Annotated in this window: 6 protein-coding genes; 3 read left to right on the forward strand and 3 right to left on the reverse strand. The window is 50.3% G+C overall.

Annotated elements, in window-relative coordinates; genetic code table 11:
• Window positions 1-58: 58 nt before the first annotated feature.
• Window positions 59-11,713 carry an Ig-like domain-containing protein gene (locus tag KIU71_RS04340; protein WP_214129954.1) on the forward strand — a complete coding sequence of 3,885 codons (11,655 nt, stop codon included), beginning with the start codon at window positions 59-61 and terminating at the stop codon, window positions 11,711-11,713.
• Window positions 11,714-11,723: 10 nt separating this feature from the next.
• A complete protein-coding gene (locus KIU71_RS04345) occupies window positions 11,724-12,458 on the forward strand; it encodes an outer membrane beta-barrel protein (RefSeq protein WP_214129955.1) in 735 nt (244 codons plus the stop codon).
• Here the strand turns inward: KIU71_RS04345 and yfcC are convergent.
• The gene (gene yfcC / locus KIU71_RS04350; RefSeq protein ID WP_214129956.1) at window positions 12,455-13,933 is read right to left on the reverse strand and encodes a putative basic amino acid antiporter YfcC; all 1,479 of its coding nucleotides are present in this window, start codon (window positions 13,931-13,933) and stop codon (window positions 12,455-12,457) included. The genes KIU71_RS04345 and yfcC overlap by 4 nt on opposite strands.
• 174 nt (window positions 13,934-14,107) lie before the next feature.
• Complete coding sequence (locus KIU71_RS04355) at window positions 14,108-17,035, reverse strand: TonB-dependent receptor domain-containing protein (RefSeq protein WP_214129957.1); 2,928 nt, start codon at window positions 17,033-17,035, stop codon at window positions 14,108-14,110.
• Window positions 17,036-17,395: 360 nt separating this feature from the next.
• Here KIU71_RS04355 and KIU71_RS04360 point away from each other — a divergent pair, with 360 nt between their 5' ends.
• Window positions 17,396-19,210, forward strand: coding sequence for a cyanophycinase (locus tag KIU71_RS04360; RefSeq protein WP_214129958.1), 1,815 nt, complete (start codon window positions 17,396-17,398; stop codon window positions 19,208-19,210).
• 101 nt (window positions 19,211-19,311) lie between these two features.
• On the opposite strand, the gene KIU71_RS04365 is transcribed toward KIU71_RS04360, so the two are convergent.
• Entirely contained in the window at window positions 19,312-19,746 is a 435-nt protein-coding gene (locus tag KIU71_RS04365; RefSeq protein ID WP_214129959.1) for a hypothetical protein, read from the reverse strand.
• Between the last annotated feature and the right edge of the window lie 54 nt (window positions 19,747-19,800).

Below are 19,800 nucleotides of genomic sequence, written 5' to 3' on the forward strand. Positions count from 1 at the left end.
ATTATAAAAACTTGCACCTAAAACGGATTTGGGTTGATTAACCGTTTTGGACTCCTGCATGAAAAATTCGATCTTCTCGCGCTTTTCGACACGCGCTGCTTTACTGGGCACTCTGATAACTGCGAATGCCTTGGCGGCAACGCCGGTGATTACCAACCCTGTTCCTTCCGATGCTTTTGTTGGCGAGCAGTTTTGTTATAACGCATCACTCACTAATTCCGGTGCAACCGGGTATGGCCCGTATTTACGAGTCAGAACAAATCCAACCTTAACACTCGAGAGTGCTGCATTTTTGGGCAGTGCGCTCACGATTACTGATGTGGGTACGTTTAGTTCGCCGACTAACGTGTTAACCGACCCTGTTATTGACGAAGACGTCTCAGGTACCGCCGGTGACCAATTGTATACGGTCCCCTTGCCAATTGGCTCCGTGGTTACCAATGGGCCCGCACTGGTAACCCAACTGTGTTTCAGTCTCGACAGTGCCACCACAATTGGTGATGCTTCAGCCATTTCATTAGAGCCGGTGTATGAATTTGGTGATTCTGCGACGGGCGCAAATGGCCCTGAAGTCGGCACGCCAATCAGCGATAGCGTAACGGCAACATTGTTTCGCGTCACTTCGAGTAATTCTAGCGCCGAAGCTGAACTCGTCCCGGGTAGCGCATTCCAGGCTACGATGTCACATACGGTGGATATTGCTACCGGGCCGACGTTAAATTCTCTGGCTTTTGCCGATGCCCTAGACAGCGCCATTCAATACGCCAATTCGGCAACGATTACTGGTGGGACTAATTGCTCCGCAACAACCGAACCCTCCACCAGCGTATCCGGGGGAAATCTGGATGTTGACTGTGCCAACGCTACCGGCACGGGAAGTGATTCCGACGTTGTGGTCAGTTACCCGTTCCATTTTGTTGACGTGTTGGATCCTCTGACATGTTCAACCTCTACGGTGACAAACCGAGTTGACTTTGACGCCAGCTTTTCAGGGGCGGCGTTACCATCCGCATTCGATACCAACACAGTCACCGCAAAACATGTCGCGGTCCAGCAAGGTGTGTCCAATGGTTCGGGAGTACCAAACGACACGATTACCATCACCGACACTGTTCAAATAAGCGCATTTGCCGATGTGAGCGCATTAGTGCTGACCGATACTCTGCCTGACGGCCTGACATTTAACGCGCATGGTGCGATGAACGTGAATGGTGCAGTAGCGATTACGCCAGCGGTTACGGTGCAGGGTGACAGTACAACCGAGGTAGTGTACGACGTGACAGCGGTTACCGGTACGCTAACCCGCGGTACAACATTAACCATTTCATACTCGGTAACTGTCAACCAAACCTACAACAGCGACAATGAACCATTGCGCGCAAATGATGGCTTACCCATTGATCAATCCACGCTATACAGTATCGACAGTGGCGCGTCAGCATGTAATGAAGGATCGGGTAGTTCGGTGACAATCCGCCAGGTCACCTCCAGCAAAACTGTTCTCACCGGCAGCAGTGAATACATGCCGGGCGAAACGGTGACCTACCAGCTGACGCTTGAGATCCCCTCAGGTGACACCCAATCTATTGTGTTTGAAGACTACTTACCGTTACCGGTGTTTGATGCCACACAGGTTTCAACCAATACCACGTTAGCAAGCAACCCGAATATCTCACTCAGTAGCAGCGACACGCTGGGGTTGGTTCCCACGTCCATCACGACCGATGCGGCCACCAATCGCGTCACGATTAATTGGCCCGATGTGAGCACGTCAACCGCGTCTACCATCGCCGTCGATTTAACCGTGACGGTGTCAAACGAACCGTTTGCCGATAATTTGCGTCAGGTTAACCTATTGCAAGTACAGACCAACAACACGCTGCTAACCACTAATACAGGCTTAAAAAATGCGCCCATTTTGGTGCGAGCGCCGGTACTTTCGGTGCTGTTGGAAAACGATGTTGTTGGCAATGTCGATGCCGGTGATGTCGTCACTTACACGTTGACAGTCGATAACGAGGGTGGTGCCAGTGCGTTCGATATTATCGCTGACCTTCCTAGTATCACCGGCTTAACCAATCTCACGGTCACCAGTGCCGAAGTGGAGGGTAGTTCAGTTAGCCCATCGGGTTCGCTTTCGGCTGGAACTTATGAGTTGGCCGGGCCGCTAGCGGCGGGCGAAACTTACATTGTCACCTTCACCCAGACCGTGGCCGATGATGTGAACCCAGCGACTGAACTGACCTCTCAAGCGAGCGTGACATGGGCGTCAAATGACAATCAAACCGCGTTTCCGGCGCAAACCAGCGATAGCAGTATTACAGCGGATGATATCAGTATTGCTGCGCGCATTGTGTCACCAACCGGAAATGTCGTCGTGGGCGACACAGTGACTTATGCCGTTGACGTGACATTGCCAGAGGGTGACGTGCAAACGCTAACGCTCGATTTAGGATTGCCCAACGGGATTGAATATACTGCGAATTCAGTGAGTGTCGACGCATCAAGTTTTTCAGGGAGCGTAAGCAGTTCACCAACGGTGACTGCCAGCGGCAGCGTGGCTACCGGTCAGGATATTGAAGTCGTGTTCAGCGGCACCACAACAACCACTGACGATAACAATCCTGCCAACAATACCTTCACGCTAAGCTTTACCGGTTTAGTCAAGGATGATGCCTCAAATAGTGGTTCAACCAACGTCCAGCAGAAACAGCTCGCGACATCAGCAACGTATTCCGGGCAATCTGGCGGCGCACAAACATCGGTTACCAGCAACAATTTCGCTGAACACCAACTGGCGGTCACAACAACGGTTGCACCGGATACGGATTTGGAAGTTGGGGATTCAGTCACCGTGACGATTTTGGTCGAAAATACGGGTACTGCCGACGCTTTTGATATGGCGGTTGTCAGTGTGGTCAATACTGACTTGTTTGATTTCAATAGCATTGCTGAGGGTACAACGCCCAGCGGATTTTCATTTTCGACGCTAAATACCCCGATGTCATCAGGGGGAGCAAACACACCGCGGGTTGAGTACAGCGGCGCCACGCTTGCGGCAGGCGCTAGCGTGACATTCACTTATACTGCTACCGTTAAAACCGAAGTCGACAGCGGTGCAAGTTTCGACATTGATGCAACCGCCACTGGCGATAGTCAATCAGGCGCAGCAGCTGAACAACGCAGTGACTCTGCCACGGGCAGTGACAGTGCGTCGACAGGTGCAATTGCCGCCTCATCAATTGACTTGATTGATTCGTCTGAATCCTTTACGTCAAGCACCGGCACGCGCACCAGTGCAATCGGTGAAGTACTTACCTATGCGTTTGAAGTGGCAGTACCCGAAGGGATCAGTCGCGAAACCACGGATGGCAATATCATTACCATTGAACTGCCAGATGGCATGCAATTCGTTACGGGTACAGCGTTGATTAAAGCCAGCTTTGATTCGGCAATATCCACCTCAAACAGTGTCACACTGTCAGGAACAGACACGAGTATCACGCCGACGCTAAATCAGCAGACAATCGTATTTGATCTGGGTGATATCACTAACAGCGACGATGATGCTAATGATGAAACAATCACCGTCACCGTTGACGTGCTGACGTTAAACACAACCGACAACAATCGCAATGACCTAAAAACGGTGCTGGGTAAGGTAAACTACAACAATCAGGCGAATACCGCTCAGTCGTCTTCAACCAGTCAAAATATTCGCATTGCTGAGCCTGACTTGAGCGTAACCAAAGCCGCCTCACCAACCACGGTTTCAGGTGGCTCAACGGCAACTTTCACCGTCGTTCTCTCAAACAGCACCGCTGCGCGCGCCACTCGGGGGTATGACTGGATGATCACAGATGACGTGCCGAGCGAATTCAATTCCGTGGCATTAACCAGCGCTGTGTTGTCCAGAGGCAGTTTAGACATCAGTGGGTGCGTTGATATTTCAGGCAACACGTTGACAGTGTCGCCCGACGATGCGAGCTGCCCCGGTTCAGGCGAAGACTACATTGCCAGCGGCGAAAGCATTACCATCATTTATACGGCTGAGGTTGATACCTCGATCGGATTTGAGCAAACCATCACTAACACGGTACAGGCGTCTGCAACCTCTCTGCCGGGTGATAATGGTACCGCTGGCGCGACCAGCGGCGCGCCAGACAGTGATACAGGCGAGAGAACCGGCAGTGGTGTTACCAATACTTCCGGACAAGCCGTTAACGATAATGTGACCTCCGCAATGGCATCGGTGACCAGTGATGCACCGTCTTTATCGCTCACTGCGTCAACGGATGAAGTGCCTGTACGAGGCGAAGTTGATCTTGTCGCAACCTTTGCCGTCCCCACAGGCTCAACAGATAATTTTATTTATACGCTTGATTTGCCGACCGGGTTGTCTTACGAGAATGCGGTTATCGGTATTGATACACCGAGTACTGATTTTACCAGTAGCCTGTCGCCTAGCACGCAACCGGGTAGCGGATCTGATCCGATAGCATTAGATTTCGGCACTATTACCAATAGTGCCTCAGGTGCCCAAACTATCACGGTCACCATTCCTGTGGTGGTGAGCAATGTGTTGGCGAACCAAGCCAGCGTTTCACGCGCCAGCACCGCGTCGCTATCTTACAGTGGCGTCACTTCACCCGTGCCTTCGGATAGCACGAGTATCACGGTTGTTGAGCCGAATCTATCCATTGCGCAAACCATCATTTCAGGCGCTACCGGCAGCGATAGTGGCGACACCGTACGATACCAAACCACCGTGAGTAACACGGCGAACAATGCGACGGCGTTTGCAGTGAGTTTGACCGACGTCATGCCCAGTGATCTGCTCGGTGCGCCTGATGGATCTGGCAGCGGCGCGGTGTTTTCGAACATCTCGGTAACCAATACCAGTGGTACGGTCGTCCAATCTGGCACCGCCACGGCTATTAGTGCCAGCGATGCGATACAAAGCACAACCACCAATGCAGGTGATACCCTGTCATTTACGGCTTTTGATATTCCGCCATCCACTCAAATCGTGTTTGTGTATGATGTGGTGATTGCTAATGGCGCGGGGGCTGGCGATGATCTCACCAACAGTGTCACCGGCACTTATAACAGCCTCCTCAGCCAAACCGGCCGAGATGCAAGCGATGGCGGGGATGATGACGACGACAGCAGTTTGAATAACTACCGCGATACTGCCACTTCAACTCTGAGTGTAGATAACTCCTTAGCCTTGCAGAGCAGTTTAAATGCGGTGCATGCAGACAATGATTTCGCCATAGGCGATACAGTGTCTATCGATATTCGATTAGACGTGATTGAAGGTGAAGTTAGTAACGTCAATGTTAGCAACAGCTTACCCGCTAATTTTCGCTTTGTTAGCGCCAGCACAAGTTTGTCGAGCAATATGAGTATCACTGGTACAGGCACCGGATCGGTCAATAGTAGCAATGTGGTCTCGGTTGCGCTGGGTACAGTCACCAATACGGCGGATACCGATTCGACCAACGACTTCGTGGTGGTGACCATCAACGCCATCGTTGAAGACGAAGCCGCCAATGCTAATGGGGCAACATTACAAAATAGCGTAACCGCCAGTGGGGGCGGCGTTTCAGCCGGGCCAAACACGCTGGATATCGATATTGTCGAACCTAATCTGAGTTCGACACTCACGTTAGACAAAGCTCGGGTCACGCTGGGTGATGAGGTGACACTGAGCGTTGATATCGATCACTTATCCAGCTTTGCAGACGCTTTTGACACCACATTTACATTAGTCATTCCCGATGGGTTAACCTACGTTGCCAGTAGCTTCACCGGGCAAGGCACATTGGATGACAGCGATCCATCAGCATTGGCGTTGGACATGGGCACAGTGACATTGGCCGAGAGCGGCAAAGCATTTATGCTCAAATTGCGCGTAGACAATGACGCGGCCATCGATAATGCGCTTAGTATCCAGTTACAAAATGGTCAATACAGCTCAACCAATGGGACAAACAGTGATGAACGCGCTTACACCTTTACCGACAGCGTTATTGTCACCAGTGATGATGCTAGCTTTATTGATGCAGTGCAAACGTTAACGCTGTTGAATGACGTGAACAGTAATGGTTTTGCTGATCCGGGTGACACGCTTGCTATCAGCGCCACGTTGACGAACCTGAGCAACAGTGCCACAGCGAATGGCGTGGTGTTCTCTGAGGCCATTCCGAATAATACTGCCTACGTTGCTTCATCTGCATCAACAGATGTAGGCACGGTTTCTGACGCCAGTGATATTGTTGCCACCATTGGCACGTTTGCGCCAAACGCGAGCGCGACAATCTCGTTTGAAGTTGTTGTTGCCAGTGGCATTGCAGACGGCACGCTTATTAGCGCCCAAGGCATTGTGGATTCTGATGACACTGTCAGTGAGCCAACCGATGCTGATGCCGATGATACCAATGGCGATCAGGCTAACACGCTGCGTACAGGAGAGCCTTCGGCAGATGCAGAGTTGTATGTGAGTCAGCAGGTAACCTTAAGTTCTGACAGCGATGCAGATGGCGTCATGAGCGCTGGTGATACGTTGACATTAACTTATACAATTGAGAACACCGGTGGTACCGCGCTGTCTGGCATTGTCATCAGTGACACAGTGCCCAGCGGTTTAACGTACCAAACCAACTCGGTCAGTATTGATGGGGGAAATACCGCCAGCGTAGTTGGTAGCGATGTTGATGCACAAATTGCAAACCTGGCTATTGGTCAGGCGGTAACGCTACAGTTCAATGTCACCATAGACAGCCCACTGATTGATAACAATGCTGATGCTGACAATGAAACCTTTACGTTACAGGCTGATATTGCCAGTGACCAAACCGCCTCTTCACAGGGTGATAGTAACGGTAACCCCAGCGATGGTAATCAGGCGCTCACATTTGCCGTCTCTGAGTCGGGAGGCGCACCAGACTTGCTCGTGACTCATTCGTGGGTACTTGTCAATGATGCAGATGGTGACGGCGTTGTGGATCCGGGCGACCAAATCCAATTGTTAACCCGCATTTTGAATCAAGGAGCTGCGGCGGCTGAAGATGTAACGCTTTCTCAACCTATCCCCACTGACACTACCGTCGTTGCAAATTCTGGTGTCACGAGTCAAGGCGCCGTGTCTAATCAAGTTCCATTTACTGTCAATATCGGCACCATTGCTCCTGGTGTGACAATTACCAGTGCAATTAATGTCACTGTTGACGCTATGACAGCTGACAACACCATTATTTCTTCACAATCTTCGGTCGCCGGGAGCAACTTCGCCACCACGGCAAGTGATGATAACGGTAATTCATCGGACGGCATTCAAGCGACTTTGATAACCGTGGCCACCAGTAACAACTTACTTAATGCACCCTCGCTTTTGTTGGTCGATACCAGTGATCCTAGTACCACCGCAAATAACATCGTGCAGAGTGAAGTCGTCACCACTTCATTGACCATCCCCATACCTGCTGGTGTGACCGAAAATGTTTCTGTTGTGATTACGTTGCCCTCTGGATTTGGCTACGTGACAGGCAGTGCAACGTTAGCTCGTATTTTTGAGAATGGCTTGCAGAGTGCGTTCAACCCGAATGACGTGAATAATGCCAACAGCTCGGTGTCCGTCAACGTAGACTCAACTATCGAACGCGTCGGCAGCCAAATTACCTTGCACTTGGGTGATGTCATCAATTCAGACAATGATGCAAACATCGAAAGTTATATTCTGGTACTTGATGCGAACACCAATATGGCGGTTCCGGTATCGAACGAAAATGATTTATTTATCACAGCAAGCGTTGCTTATAAGGATGCCTCTGCACAGCCAAAACAGGTTGATGCGGCTCCACTGACTATAAAGCTACTCAACCGTGCGCCAATTGCTGGAGACGATGAATTTACCGTTGCCGAAGATTCAACAAGTGCTGGATTAGCGCTGTTGAGTGATGATACCGACTTGGATAATGGGCAAGTGCTGTTTATCAGTAATGTGAGCTCGCTAAATTCAGGGGGAACAGCGTCGATTGACAACGGCGCGACAACCATTACATATACGCCAGCGGCAAATTTTTTCGGTACTGAAACGCTAAACTATCAGATTTCGGATGGTGCTGGGGGGGTAGACACTGCGAGCGTCACCTTCACCGTAACCAGCGTACCTGATGCACCCGTTGCGAACCCAGACAGCATTATTATAAATGAAAATACGATCGGGCTTATTTCAGTGTTGGCGAATGATACCGATGGTGATAATGAGACTCTGACAGTGACCTCTGCAACAGTCGATCAGGGAGCTGTTACGATTGAGCCAAATTTTCAACTACGTTATGAACCAAGTCGAAACTTTAACGGGACAGCGACGATTAACTATACCATTTCTGATGGGAACGGAGGTGTTTCTTCAAGCTTTGTAACGGCTAATGTTTTATTTGTTAATGACGCCCCGGTTGCGCTCGATGATGTAGCTGAGGTAGATGAAGACCAAAGTGTTATTATTAATGTACTTTTAAATGACAGTGATGATGACGATGATGTTCTAACAGTGACACAGGCTGACAGTGCCGATGGTACTGTAGTAATAAATGCAAATGATGGATTAACCTTCACACCTAATACAGATTTTAACGGACTTGCTACCATTGTTTATTCTATTATAGACAGCAATGGAGCAACCGCGACCGCTAGTGTTCTGGTGTCTGTTGCTCCGGTGAATGACTTGCCCGTAATACAACCGATAAGCGCAAGCACCCAGCTTGAAGTACCTGTTTTCATTGATGTACTCAGTGTATCGTCTGACGTGGATTTTGACCCAATCTCCATCAGTCGGGCGGAATCAACGCAAGGCAGTGTCACAATCAATAGTGATGGCACCATTACCTTTACACCTGACGAAGGCTTTATCGGTGAAGCTTCGGTTACCGTGTGCGTCAGTGACGACAATGACGGTGAAACGTGCCAGACCTTTGTGGTCAGCGTGATTGACGTAAACACACCACCGCAAGTGCGCGATCTGAGTTTTGTCATGGATGAAGATGAAACGCTCCCGATTAACCTCACCGGTACAGACGAGGATGACGATGAACTGACTTATCGTCTGGTGACCTCGCCTGATGGAGAGTTTGTGGGGGAACTGCCGGATGTCTTATACGTACCTGAGGCCAACGCCAATGGCACTATTGTGTTCACCTACGTAGCGAACGACGGTGAAGTTGATTCAACGGTAGGAACAGTGACTATTGTTATCAATCCTTTGAATGACCCTCCTATTGCGAGGGATGATGAAGTCACGCTAACCAATTATGACCCTGTACAAATCGATGTGTTGGTCAACGACAGCGACCCTGATTTGGATACACTGACAATCATCGGTGCGCGAGTAAGACTCGGTGATGTCAGCTGGACAGGTGACGGTTTGACATACACGCCGGCAGACGGGTTTATTGGCAGTATCGTGATTGAGTACACCATTGACGACGGCAATGGCGAAGTCGCGAGCGCGGTTGTGGTGGTGAACGTAATCCCCGATGATGCAGCGCTTCGGCCGGTGATCAGCGTACCCGATGACGTGTTTATTGATGCCACGGCGTTGTTTACCAAAGTTGACCTTGGTGTCGCATCCGCGGTTGATCGCTTTGGGAATCCGTTGCCTGTCTCACTGGTCGACGGGATCACTTTCTATGAGCCTGGAAATAATACCGCATTTTGGGTCGCTGAAGATGCAGAGGGTAATCGAACTATCGCCAGCCAGGCAGTGCGAGTTCGACCTTTGATTTCAATTCAGAAAGATCAAACGGTTTTGGAAGGCTTTCCGGTGCGTTTTGGTATTTTCCTGAACGGAACATCACCGATTTATCCGCTGGAAATTCCTTTTGAAGTCAGCGGAAGCGCGGATGATATGGACTACAGCTTCAACGAACGTGTGGCTTTGATTGAGTCCGGGAGCGATATCTTTCTTGACTATGAAATCTTCCCAGATGCTGATGAGGAAGGGATTGAAACCGTTATAAAAACGCTATCTGCGGGGCAAAATCGTGGCAACAAATTTGAGCATGTGGTGACGGTCCGTGAAGACAACGTCAATCCGCAGTTGTCCATATTTGCGCAGCAGAACGCGGAACAGCGTTTGATTATTGCGCCGTCAATGGGAACCGTTGTGGTTACCTCGCGTATCGAGCACCCCGATATTCTGAATGAATACGATTACGAGTGGACCAGCTTTGATGGTCAAATTGTTGATATCGACACGTTGGATGATCAATTCACCTTCGACCCAAGCTCGCTAGTCGCTGGCGTATATCGTTTACGGGCGAGAGTGGTAGACAGTGATGACACGGACTTCTTCGATACCGAGGTATTGTATTTGCAAGTGGTTGATTCACTGCCTACCTTGGGAAGTGCAGATACCGACAAAGATGGTATCCCTGACTCGGTGGAAGGCTTAGGCGATCGTGACCGGGACGGTATACCAGATTATCTGGATCCTATTCCGGAGTGTAATGTGCTTCCCGAAGAAGTCTTATTCGTCGACGGGTATCTGGTTGAGGGCGACCCCGGCGTGTGCTTGCGTTTAGGTGACTATGCGATTCAAAGTGAGTTGGGAGGCGCCAAAATAACCGCAAATGATATTGCCAATAACCCGGTATTGTTCACCGATCCGGAGGTGCAGAATGTCGGCGGGATCTTTGATTTCATCGCCTACGGATTGCCCGTTCCGGGCCAAAACTATCGGATTGCGATGCCACAACTGCGGCCCGTTCCAGAAAATGCAGTATACCGCAAATTCACGCCAAACGGTGAGTGGGTCACCTTCGTTGAAGAAGGTTTGAACCGCTTATGGTCAACGGCAGGGGAGCCTGGCTATTGCCCACCACCGGGCGGTGATATATGGACGCCGGGGCTAACGCCGGGTGACTGGTGTGTGCAGGTAGAGATTGTCGATGGGGGGCCTAATGACGATGACGGTATCGCCAATGGCTCGATTGTCGACCCAGGCGGCGTGGGCGTCATGCTAAGCAACAATCGCTTGCCTGTGGCAGAGGATGACGTTGCCAGCACGCAAGTTAATCTTGCTGTAAGCGTTGATGTATTAGCCAACGACAGTGACGCTGATGGCGATAGACTCACCATCACCTCGGCCAATGTCGGCTTCGGTACGGTCGAGATCATAGATGACATGTTGGTGTATACACCGCCGCTTGATTTCATCGGCGCGGTAGAGGCGAACTATGGCATCTCAGATGGAAACGGTGGCAGTGCAGTGGCATCAGTTGTTATTTCTATTGAAGGGAACAGCCCGCCGGTGGCCATTGATGACTTTGCCAGTGTAAAAGTGAATAACTCAGTCAGCGTGACAGTACTCGAGAATGACAGCGACCCAGATGGCGACGTGTTGCGCATTATTGATGCGCAAACGTCCGGAGGGCAGGTGGCCATTACCAGCGATGCAAACATACAGTCTTTGACGGTAACGCCGCCGACGGAGTTTGTGGGTGACATCGTTGTGACTTACGTGATAGTCGATGGTCGTGGTGGTCAGGCCGAAGCGCAACTGCGTGTCACGGTAGAGCCTGTCACGGTGAGAATTCAAAATAGCGGCGGCGGTAGTGTGCAATTACCTCTGTTGCTCTGCTTGAGTCTGTTGGTGTTGTGGCGCAGAACAATGCGTAATCGCGATTCGAACGCTTTCAATCGTTTATAGAGGAACTTTAATGAAATTTTCATTTAATCAACTGGCACTGAGTGCAGGTTTATTGGGCGCTGCATTTGCATTGCCAGCACATGCGCAGCAGTCTGAGAGTGGTTACGGGCTGGCAGGAAAAACCGCTTGTGTGGCTGCACAGCAAACTCGCAGTGATAGCAGTGCATGTTTCTTTGAGCATTGGTACGTAGTCCTATCTGTTGGTTATGTGACAGGTGGCCTAAGCGAAGGCGATATTGCACAAGGGGCGCAGGATCTCGGCTTTAACGTATTTGATATTGATGTTGACGATGGGCGCGTTGGCGGAAAGTTTGCCGTGGGCACGGCGCTTTCAGAAAACTGGATGGTTGAGGTTGGTTACACCGATTTAGGCGAAGTGTCTGCGGCGTTTAGTGCTGAAACTAATAATCCAGATGGTTTTTTTGATCTCACCTCTGCATTACATCCAACCTCAGCTCAGGGCTTCACAGCGAGCGTGCTGTATCAATTCTTACGTCAGGAAGACTGGTATCTGCATGCGCGTGCTGGCGCGTACTTCTGGAATGGCGATTTTGATTCACTCGACGTATTCGCGGATACGTCGGTGAACAATTTTTCTGATGACAGCGGCACAGACCTGTACGTCGGATTAGGGGCAAACATCGTCCTCGATGACGACATTCAACTGGTGTTGGAATGGGAGCGATTCATGTTTGAGAATGATGATGTTGACCTTTTCTCATTTGGTGTGTCCTATCAGTTCTAGCTAAAATTGATTAGCACGGCAACCACAACGGTTGCCGCTGCGGCGCTGCCGAGCAGCAGCGCCAACGGCCATACGAAGCGGATCCAAACCGACCAGTCCACCCGTGCGACGCCTAAGCAACCGATCAGCGATGCCGAGGTAGGAATGATAATATTGGTTAGCCCATCACCGAGTTGAAAGGCCAGTACAGCGGTTTGCCGTGTCACGCCAACTAAATCGCCTAATGGCGCCATTAACGGCATCGTGATGGCAGCCTGCCCCGAACCTGACGCGACAAAGAAGTTAAATACACTTTGAAATCCAAGCATAAATAGGGCGCTCACCGTAGCATTAAAGCCACCAATGGCTTCGCTGGCATGGAATAGCAGCGTATTCAGTACAGACGGCGTAGCCACGTTATCGCCTCCCAGGATCAACACAATGCCTTTCGCCATGCCGACAATAAGCGCTGCCGGTAACAAGTCTTTCGCTCCCTGTTGGAACGCAGCCGACGCCTGATTTAAGCTCATGCGCCCAGTGAGTTTACCAATGGCCGCAACGGCAATGCCGAGCGCGAAAAATTGGCTGGCGATTTCAGGAATATAGTATTGATGTGCTGTAACGCCCCAAATAACCCACGCGATCCCCGCAAAGAACGTGAGCAAAATCGCGCTGTCGACTCGACTGAAGGTTGCATCAATCGCCGTTTGTTTATCGCGAAAATAGGCATCGGTCGTGTGACTCAACGACGCGCTGGGGGTGCGCTTAATCTTTTTGGCATACCAGAGGGTAAAACCAAGCCCGAGTGCGGTAAACAAGCACCAGGCAGCCATTCGAAAGCCTTGCCCTGACATTAATGGAACATCCGCTATACCTTGGGCGATGGCAACGGAGAACGGGTTCATCCAACTGGTGGCAAAGCCAATTTGAGTCGCCACATAGGTGACTAGCACGGCAGTAATGCTGTCATAGCCCAGTGCAATAAAAAGCGGTACCAGCACAATGCAGAAAGCGATCGCCTCTTCACCCATGCCAAAAATAGCACCACCGAGTGCGAATAAGAGAAACAGCAGCGGTAGAATGACGTTGTCTGCTCTCTGAAAGCGTGCAATCAGTGCGAGCACCCCGTTGTTGATAGCGCCTGACGCCATGATAATCCCAAACGCGCCGCCAACAATCAGAATAAATGCCACAACGCCAACGGCCGAGCCCCATTTATCGCCGGACACCAAACCCTCAAATGCATAGTTGAGCATGCCAATGTCGCCGCCTGCTGCAAATAGACTCACGCCTTGAGCATTGTCGCTGGCGTACCGAAAACTGTCTTCTTTGATCAGCTCGCGTGTTTGCGTTTGCCCATCAACTACTTTGGTAACCGATTCCAATTCGAACTGACCGGGTGGCACGGCATACGAAAGTGCTGCCGCCAACACAATGACGAAAAACAGAATGACAAAAGCGTCGGGCATTTTACTGCTGAGATTATTGGGCTGCATAAAGGTTACCTAATCACTAAAGAGGAAGCAGAGTACAAATTATCGCCATAGCACAGTGTACCGGTATCGGCGAAGTAGTGTACCGGTATCGGCGAAGTACAGAAACGGTGGGTAGCAAAAAAAACGGCTGCACCGATGCGCTCATTGGCGCACCGGCGCAGACAGACGGCTTCGTTAGAAGAAGTAGTCTACTGACACGGAGTAAATAGCCCCGTAAGGATTACTATTGAACGAGTCATACCCGCGGCCCGAACCATAGGCAACCGGTGGATCGCGATCAAATACATTATCTACGGCGAAGCGTAAGGTCGCGTTCTCGAAATAATAGCCTGCGCTTAATCGTACGGTGGTCCATGAGGAAACGTCACGCTCTTCGTTTGCATCGAGTACGCCTAAATCATTAAGTTCATCAATGTTACGTCCGCGTAGGCGTTCAATATCATCCTGATAGCCGTCGGTGTAAAATACATAAGCGCCAACATACCAATCTTCGGTATCCCAGAAAATTTCTGCCGTTGCAATCGTTTCCGGGTAGCTAAACTGGCCGATCAGTTCTTCAATTTCATCAGAACCCGGTTTGTTGCGCTCATACTTCAGGTAATGCGTACCATTTAACGCCAGTTCCAAGTTTCCGCTGTCAAACTCGATTTGGTGGAAAAAGTCGAAATCGATACCGCTAACATCTTGAGTACCCGTGTTGTCGAGTAAGAGCACGTGGTCGCGGAACAAGGGGATTTCTTCAAAACGTGAAATACCAGTCTCGTTAAAGGCTTCTAGGATTTCAGTTAAATTAGCGCCTTCTTCATCAATGAACAGACCATTGTTATCGGTCACGGTACAGACTGCCGGATCATAAGAAATACCAATCTCGCCATCGGGTACCAGACCACAATGGCGTAAACTTGCATCGTTAATCGCCGCTGCCAGTACGCCGGTCATGTTGGTATCAACCAAATCGTCATGTTCAAACTGCCAATAATCTACTTTAATATCGGTGTTTTTCGTCGGGCTCCACACAAATCCTGCCGAAATGCTCTCTGACTCCTCTGCGCGTAGCGCTGGGTTGCCCAGCTCAAGCACATTGTTCCCACGTACTGAACCATCTCCTTCACAGTACAAATCAGCCACGGCTTGATTAGCAGAACAATCAAACGAGGCGCGAGTAGTACGCAGTTTTACACCGGCCTGCGTCAATGACGGCGCTCTGAATGCGGTAGACCAGGATGCGCGTAAGACCAGTTCCTCGACGGGGCGATACGTCAGACCCACTTTGGGGTTAAAGCTGCTACCGAAGTCATTGTAATCATCAAAACGGCCTGCGAGGCTCATTTCAACCGCTTCGGTCAATGGCACGTTAAATTCAGCAAACGCCCCGTATTGTGTACGATCCGCTTCCGACAAACTGGAACCAAAGCCAAATACGTCAACCAAGTAGCCGTTTTCGACCCGAGCTCGCGAATCTTCAGACGGAATATCCGTAATCTCTTCACGGCGCACTTCTGCGCCCACGGCGGCGCGGATCATGCGGTCATTAAATTCCATGAGGTCGCCGCTGGCACGAATATCCCATCCGTACACGGTACTTTCACCTTCGCGCGTTGGCCGGGCTTGCGCTTGTGCTAAAACGGCATCATTGGCGTCATCACCCACCAAAAACGGATTGTACATAGGCAGCAAGCTTCCACCTGCGCAGCTTAAGGTGTCTGTATCGGGGTTGTAATTCGCAATGGAACCGTCACTACACAGTTCACCGTCAGCGGCGGCAGTGTATTGGTAGCGATTATAGATGCCAGCCACGGCCGTTTGGGAACTTTCAGAACGCGAGAGAAGCACGGCTGATTCCCAGTCCCAGTCGCCAATCACGCCACTCAGTGCCGAGACCAAACGGAAGGAATCTGTCTCAACTTCGACGGTGCGTGGATCGGAGAAGCGAGCGTCATAGCCAAAGCCAAATAGTCGTTGCCCTGCTTGCGTGAAGAATGGGTCGATAAACAGGTTGTCAAACAGTTCATCTTGAGTCGCCTCATCGAAAATAAATAACGCAGACTCATCAACGAACGGGCCTTCATCATCATTAATCTGGTTTATCGGTGCAGGCGTCGAATAAGAGGTTGAATCCGCATGGCTGTAAAACACGTCGGTTTTCCAGGTAAGGTCTTCATACTCCTGCACAAAACTAAAGCCTGCCGACAGGGTTTCCAGCGGCGTTTCTAAATAATCATCCTGATTAGCGTAATACGCACAAATTTGCTCGCCGAATTCAGTCGTCACTAATGGCGTCGCACATTCAGGGTTACCAATCTCATTTCCGTCACGTGCGGAGAAAAAATAAATATTGGGCGTGTTCTTCGGTAGGTAAGAGTAGTTGCTTTGCAAAATAGGGTCACGGGTAAGCGCTCTATCGATGGCGCGGCTAGGTTGGCGATCATAATAATCAGCAAATACCGTTAGATTCCCGTCACCCACCTCAGTACCCCAGAGTACTTGAAAGCCCACTTTACCATCATCAGGAGAATCAAACGTATTTTCATAGTTCGCGCTAAGCTCAAGGCCCTCGTAATCGTCGCGAAGCACGTAATTGATTACACCTGCCACCGCATCGGCACCGTAGGTTGCACTCGCGCCATTGGCGAGAATGTCGATCCGTTCAATCGCCGAGGCTGGAATACTGTTGATATCGACAAAGTTTTCTGTACCGGATGCAAAGGAACTAGCAGCAATTCGGCGGCCATTGACCAGCGTCAATGTGGATGATGGCCCGACACCACGCAGTGATGCTGCTGCCTGACCTGGAGGGGTAGAGGTAGAGGTGGCGCCGCTTTGCGCAGTGGTAAAGCTGCCAACGCCGCCGCGAGTCTGGCTGATCGTACGCATTAGGTCGGCGATAGTATTCGCACCGGTTTTGGCAATATCTTCTGCGGTGATCACCGTGAGCGGTTGCGCACCAGCGACATCGACGCCTTTGATGAGCGAGCCGGTAACGTTAATCACCTCAATGCTCTCTTCTTCCGTTTGTGTATTCTGTGCTGATTGAGCGAATACCGATGGGGCAAACGCCGTCAAAGCGGCGCACACTGCATACGCGAGTGGATTAATTTTCATGGTTTTTTCCTCACACTGATCCGCAAACGCTGGCGGATTAACTTGCTGTTATTATATTTTTATTGGTACAAATGAAAGCAATAGAATGCTGCCGCGTGAGCAGCCAGAAAGCTGCGAGTCGGACAGTAAAATAGACAGGTAGATTTTATTCGTCGAACCACTCCGACAAATAATAATTTTGATAACGATAGGCGCCAAGATTGGCGGCTTTTTTCAACATATTCTTCCTAAAACGCCAAATGCGGTTTTATTCATTTCAATACGCGTTGCTATGACAGTTTAATAAAAACAAAGCGATTGACAACTCTTCTTTGGTACCACTAGGGTAAAAAAAAGTCAATTCGGTCAATAGTGTCTAAAATGATGTATCTCAATCGCTCATCGGCGCGAATTTCGCGCTCAATCTTCTTTACTCTGGTATGGTTTTTAAGTGTAACCTTTTGTGTTTTAAAGGTTTCCGCTCAACCGATCCCCGGTCACATTGAACGTTATGATATGATGCTGGCGGGCGGCTCTTTGAAAACATGCTCCAGTTTGTCGTTAAAAAATTGTCAACAAAATGATTTCAATGATAACGATTTGAACGGTTTGTTGTACGAAATTTCGCCGGATGCGGCCGCGCGATTGACTCAGGCCTTGTCATCTGAGTCGCAACACAGTGCACAGGTTGCGCAACTTAATGCAGTTTTAGCGACCGCTTATGCAGCGCAGGATAACGGTTCAACACGCGAAATTGCGACACTCAGTCAGCAGCAGTTTTTCGCCGAACTCAGTGATGCCGGATTGGATAGTGACCAAGTACGAGCGCTGCCCGACACATTATATTTCGCCTTATTAGATACGCATGAAGTTAAGCAGCACGGTGAAGGAGGACTTCGCAAGCAAGAACGAGCAAACGTCAACTGGAACACAAGTTTGGCAGCACAATCAGTCTATCGACAGTTTGTCGATCAGGCCAAACTGCGTACGAAAAATGGTGCGTTACCCCGCATAGCCATTGTGACAGCCTCGTCACGCGACCCTTTTGAATCAGCCGATTTTTATCTGTCAGCTTTTTCTTCGCTGGGAGCTGACGTGGTATGGCTGCCGCTTGATGCGACCTTTCAACAAGCTCGATTTTTGGAGCAAGCAGGCGCGAAAGGTTGCTCGCGTCTGGCTGCGTTACGCCAACGCAGTGATAGTTTTGACCGAGAGCGTATCTACCCGCTACGCACCGCGCTACAACAGCAATACTGTCGTCAGCCAGCGTTATTGCACGATATTTTGTCGAATGTTGAGGGTGTGTTTTTCAATGGCGGCGACCAAAGCCGCACGCTGGCCGCTTTGTTGACGCCTTCCGGTCAAGCGAGTGAATCTTTACAGATTATCCATCGTCGGATGCTAGCGCAGGAACTCATTGTAGGCGGCACCAGCGCAGGTACTGCTGTACAGAGTGGTGGGTTTCATGCGAATCGTCCCGTCCCAATGATCAGTAGTGGTGACAGTCAGGGGGCAATGCAGCGCGGCGCGTTTGCGCAGCAAGCGCCCAGTATTCGCAGTGAGTGCACTGATTGTAATGATAGGTTACTGCCAGGCGATCTGACCTATCGTGCTCAGGGCGGCAGCGGCCTTTTCTCGCTCGGCGTGGTAGATACCCATTTTTCAGAACGAGACAGAGAAGCACGGCTAGCTGTACTGATTGCCGAAACGGGATTGCAGTTTGGTTTCGGTGTGGACGAAACGACTGCGCTCATGGTTGGGTTTGATGCTGATAAAACGCGTTTACGCGTTGTCGGTGAAAACGGGGTGTTTATGCTTGACCGAGCAAGTGGTCAATATGGCGAAGCTCATACAGCAGATTTCAGATTATCTCAACGGCAGCTTTCGGGTCTGTCTCATTACCTCGCCAGCGGTTCAACGGCTCAACGTGATCTCGCCAGCGGCGAGTGGCGATTCTCTCTAGCAGGAGAGAAAGCCGATTCTCGGAAAAAGCTACGTTTACTTGACGACGGGGAGTGGCGCAACCAAACTCGCACATGGTGCGGCAGTTCAAAACAGTTGACTTGGCAGCAGACAGGATATGAAGTGATCACTCAAGCCAGTGAGGCGACTCAGTTCTTTGTCAGCAGCGCATACGACCGTCGTCATTGCAGCTACATTGGTCTTCCTTTTGTACTGATTTCAACGGGTAGCTGAGTGTCGTGATGGCGCGCTGTCACCTTTCGGTGCCCTTTGGCGAATATCAGTCTATAACTCGATATGAGTTCAGCCGGCGCACCGTCGCGAGAATAGGGTATTTATTTGCTAATGCTCACGCCATTGCTTGCAATATCGATATGGCGCTGAAGCCACGCGCGAGCGTCTGCCTCTTGCTCAAAGAATGCCTGCGTTAAATCAACCTGCGCATAGATTGACTCCCAGAACATTCTGACCGTGCTTTCATATTGGGTGTCTTGTATTACTACTGCGGTGGCAACCAAGTTTTGTTGCGTGGCGCGTTGAATGGAAGATATCAGCAGGTTTTTGGCCTCAGGTACTAACAACGGCTCCTCCCGCAAGAGCACAAGGCTCGCCCACGGCCCACTGTTCAACTGATTTCGGAAGCCTTGTACGCTGCGCTGATAATACAACACCGCTTCTAGATTGGCTGGGCCATAACCTTCAATCACTAACAGTCGGCCTTCAATATGTAAGCGCACGTCGCCGTGTGCAGGGAATTGACGGTTATTCAAGGGCATTGCTCCATTAATCAAAAACATTCCGTATATTTCACGAGCTAGCATTTC

Source organism: Alteromonas oceanisediminis (genome assembly GCF_018474025.1).
Lineage (GTDB): Bacteria > Pseudomonadota > Gammaproteobacteria > Enterobacterales > Alteromonadaceae > Alteromonas_E > Alteromonas_E oceanisediminis.

Excerpts from the sequence above, each read along its gene's own strand:
- KIU71_RS04355 (WP_214129957.1), bottom strand. The coding sequence starts at position 17,035 with ATGAAAATTAATCCACTCGCGTATGCAGTGTGCGCCGCTTTGACGGCG.
- yfcC (WP_214129956.1), bottom strand. The coding sequence starts at position 13,933 with ATGCAGCCCAATAATCTCAGCAGTAAAATGCCCGACGCTTTTGTCATT.
- KIU71_RS04345 (WP_214129955.1), top strand. The coding sequence starts at position 11,724 with ATGAAATTTTCATTTAATCAACTGGCACTGAGTGCAGGTTTATTGGGC.
- KIU71_RS04360 (WP_214129958.1), top strand. The coding sequence starts at position 17,396 with ATGATGTATCTCAATCGCTCATCGGCGCGAATTTCGCGCTCAATCTTC.
- KIU71_RS04340 (WP_214129954.1), top strand. The coding sequence starts at position 59 with ATGAAAAATTCGATCTTCTCGCGCTTTTCGACACGCGCTGCTTTACTG.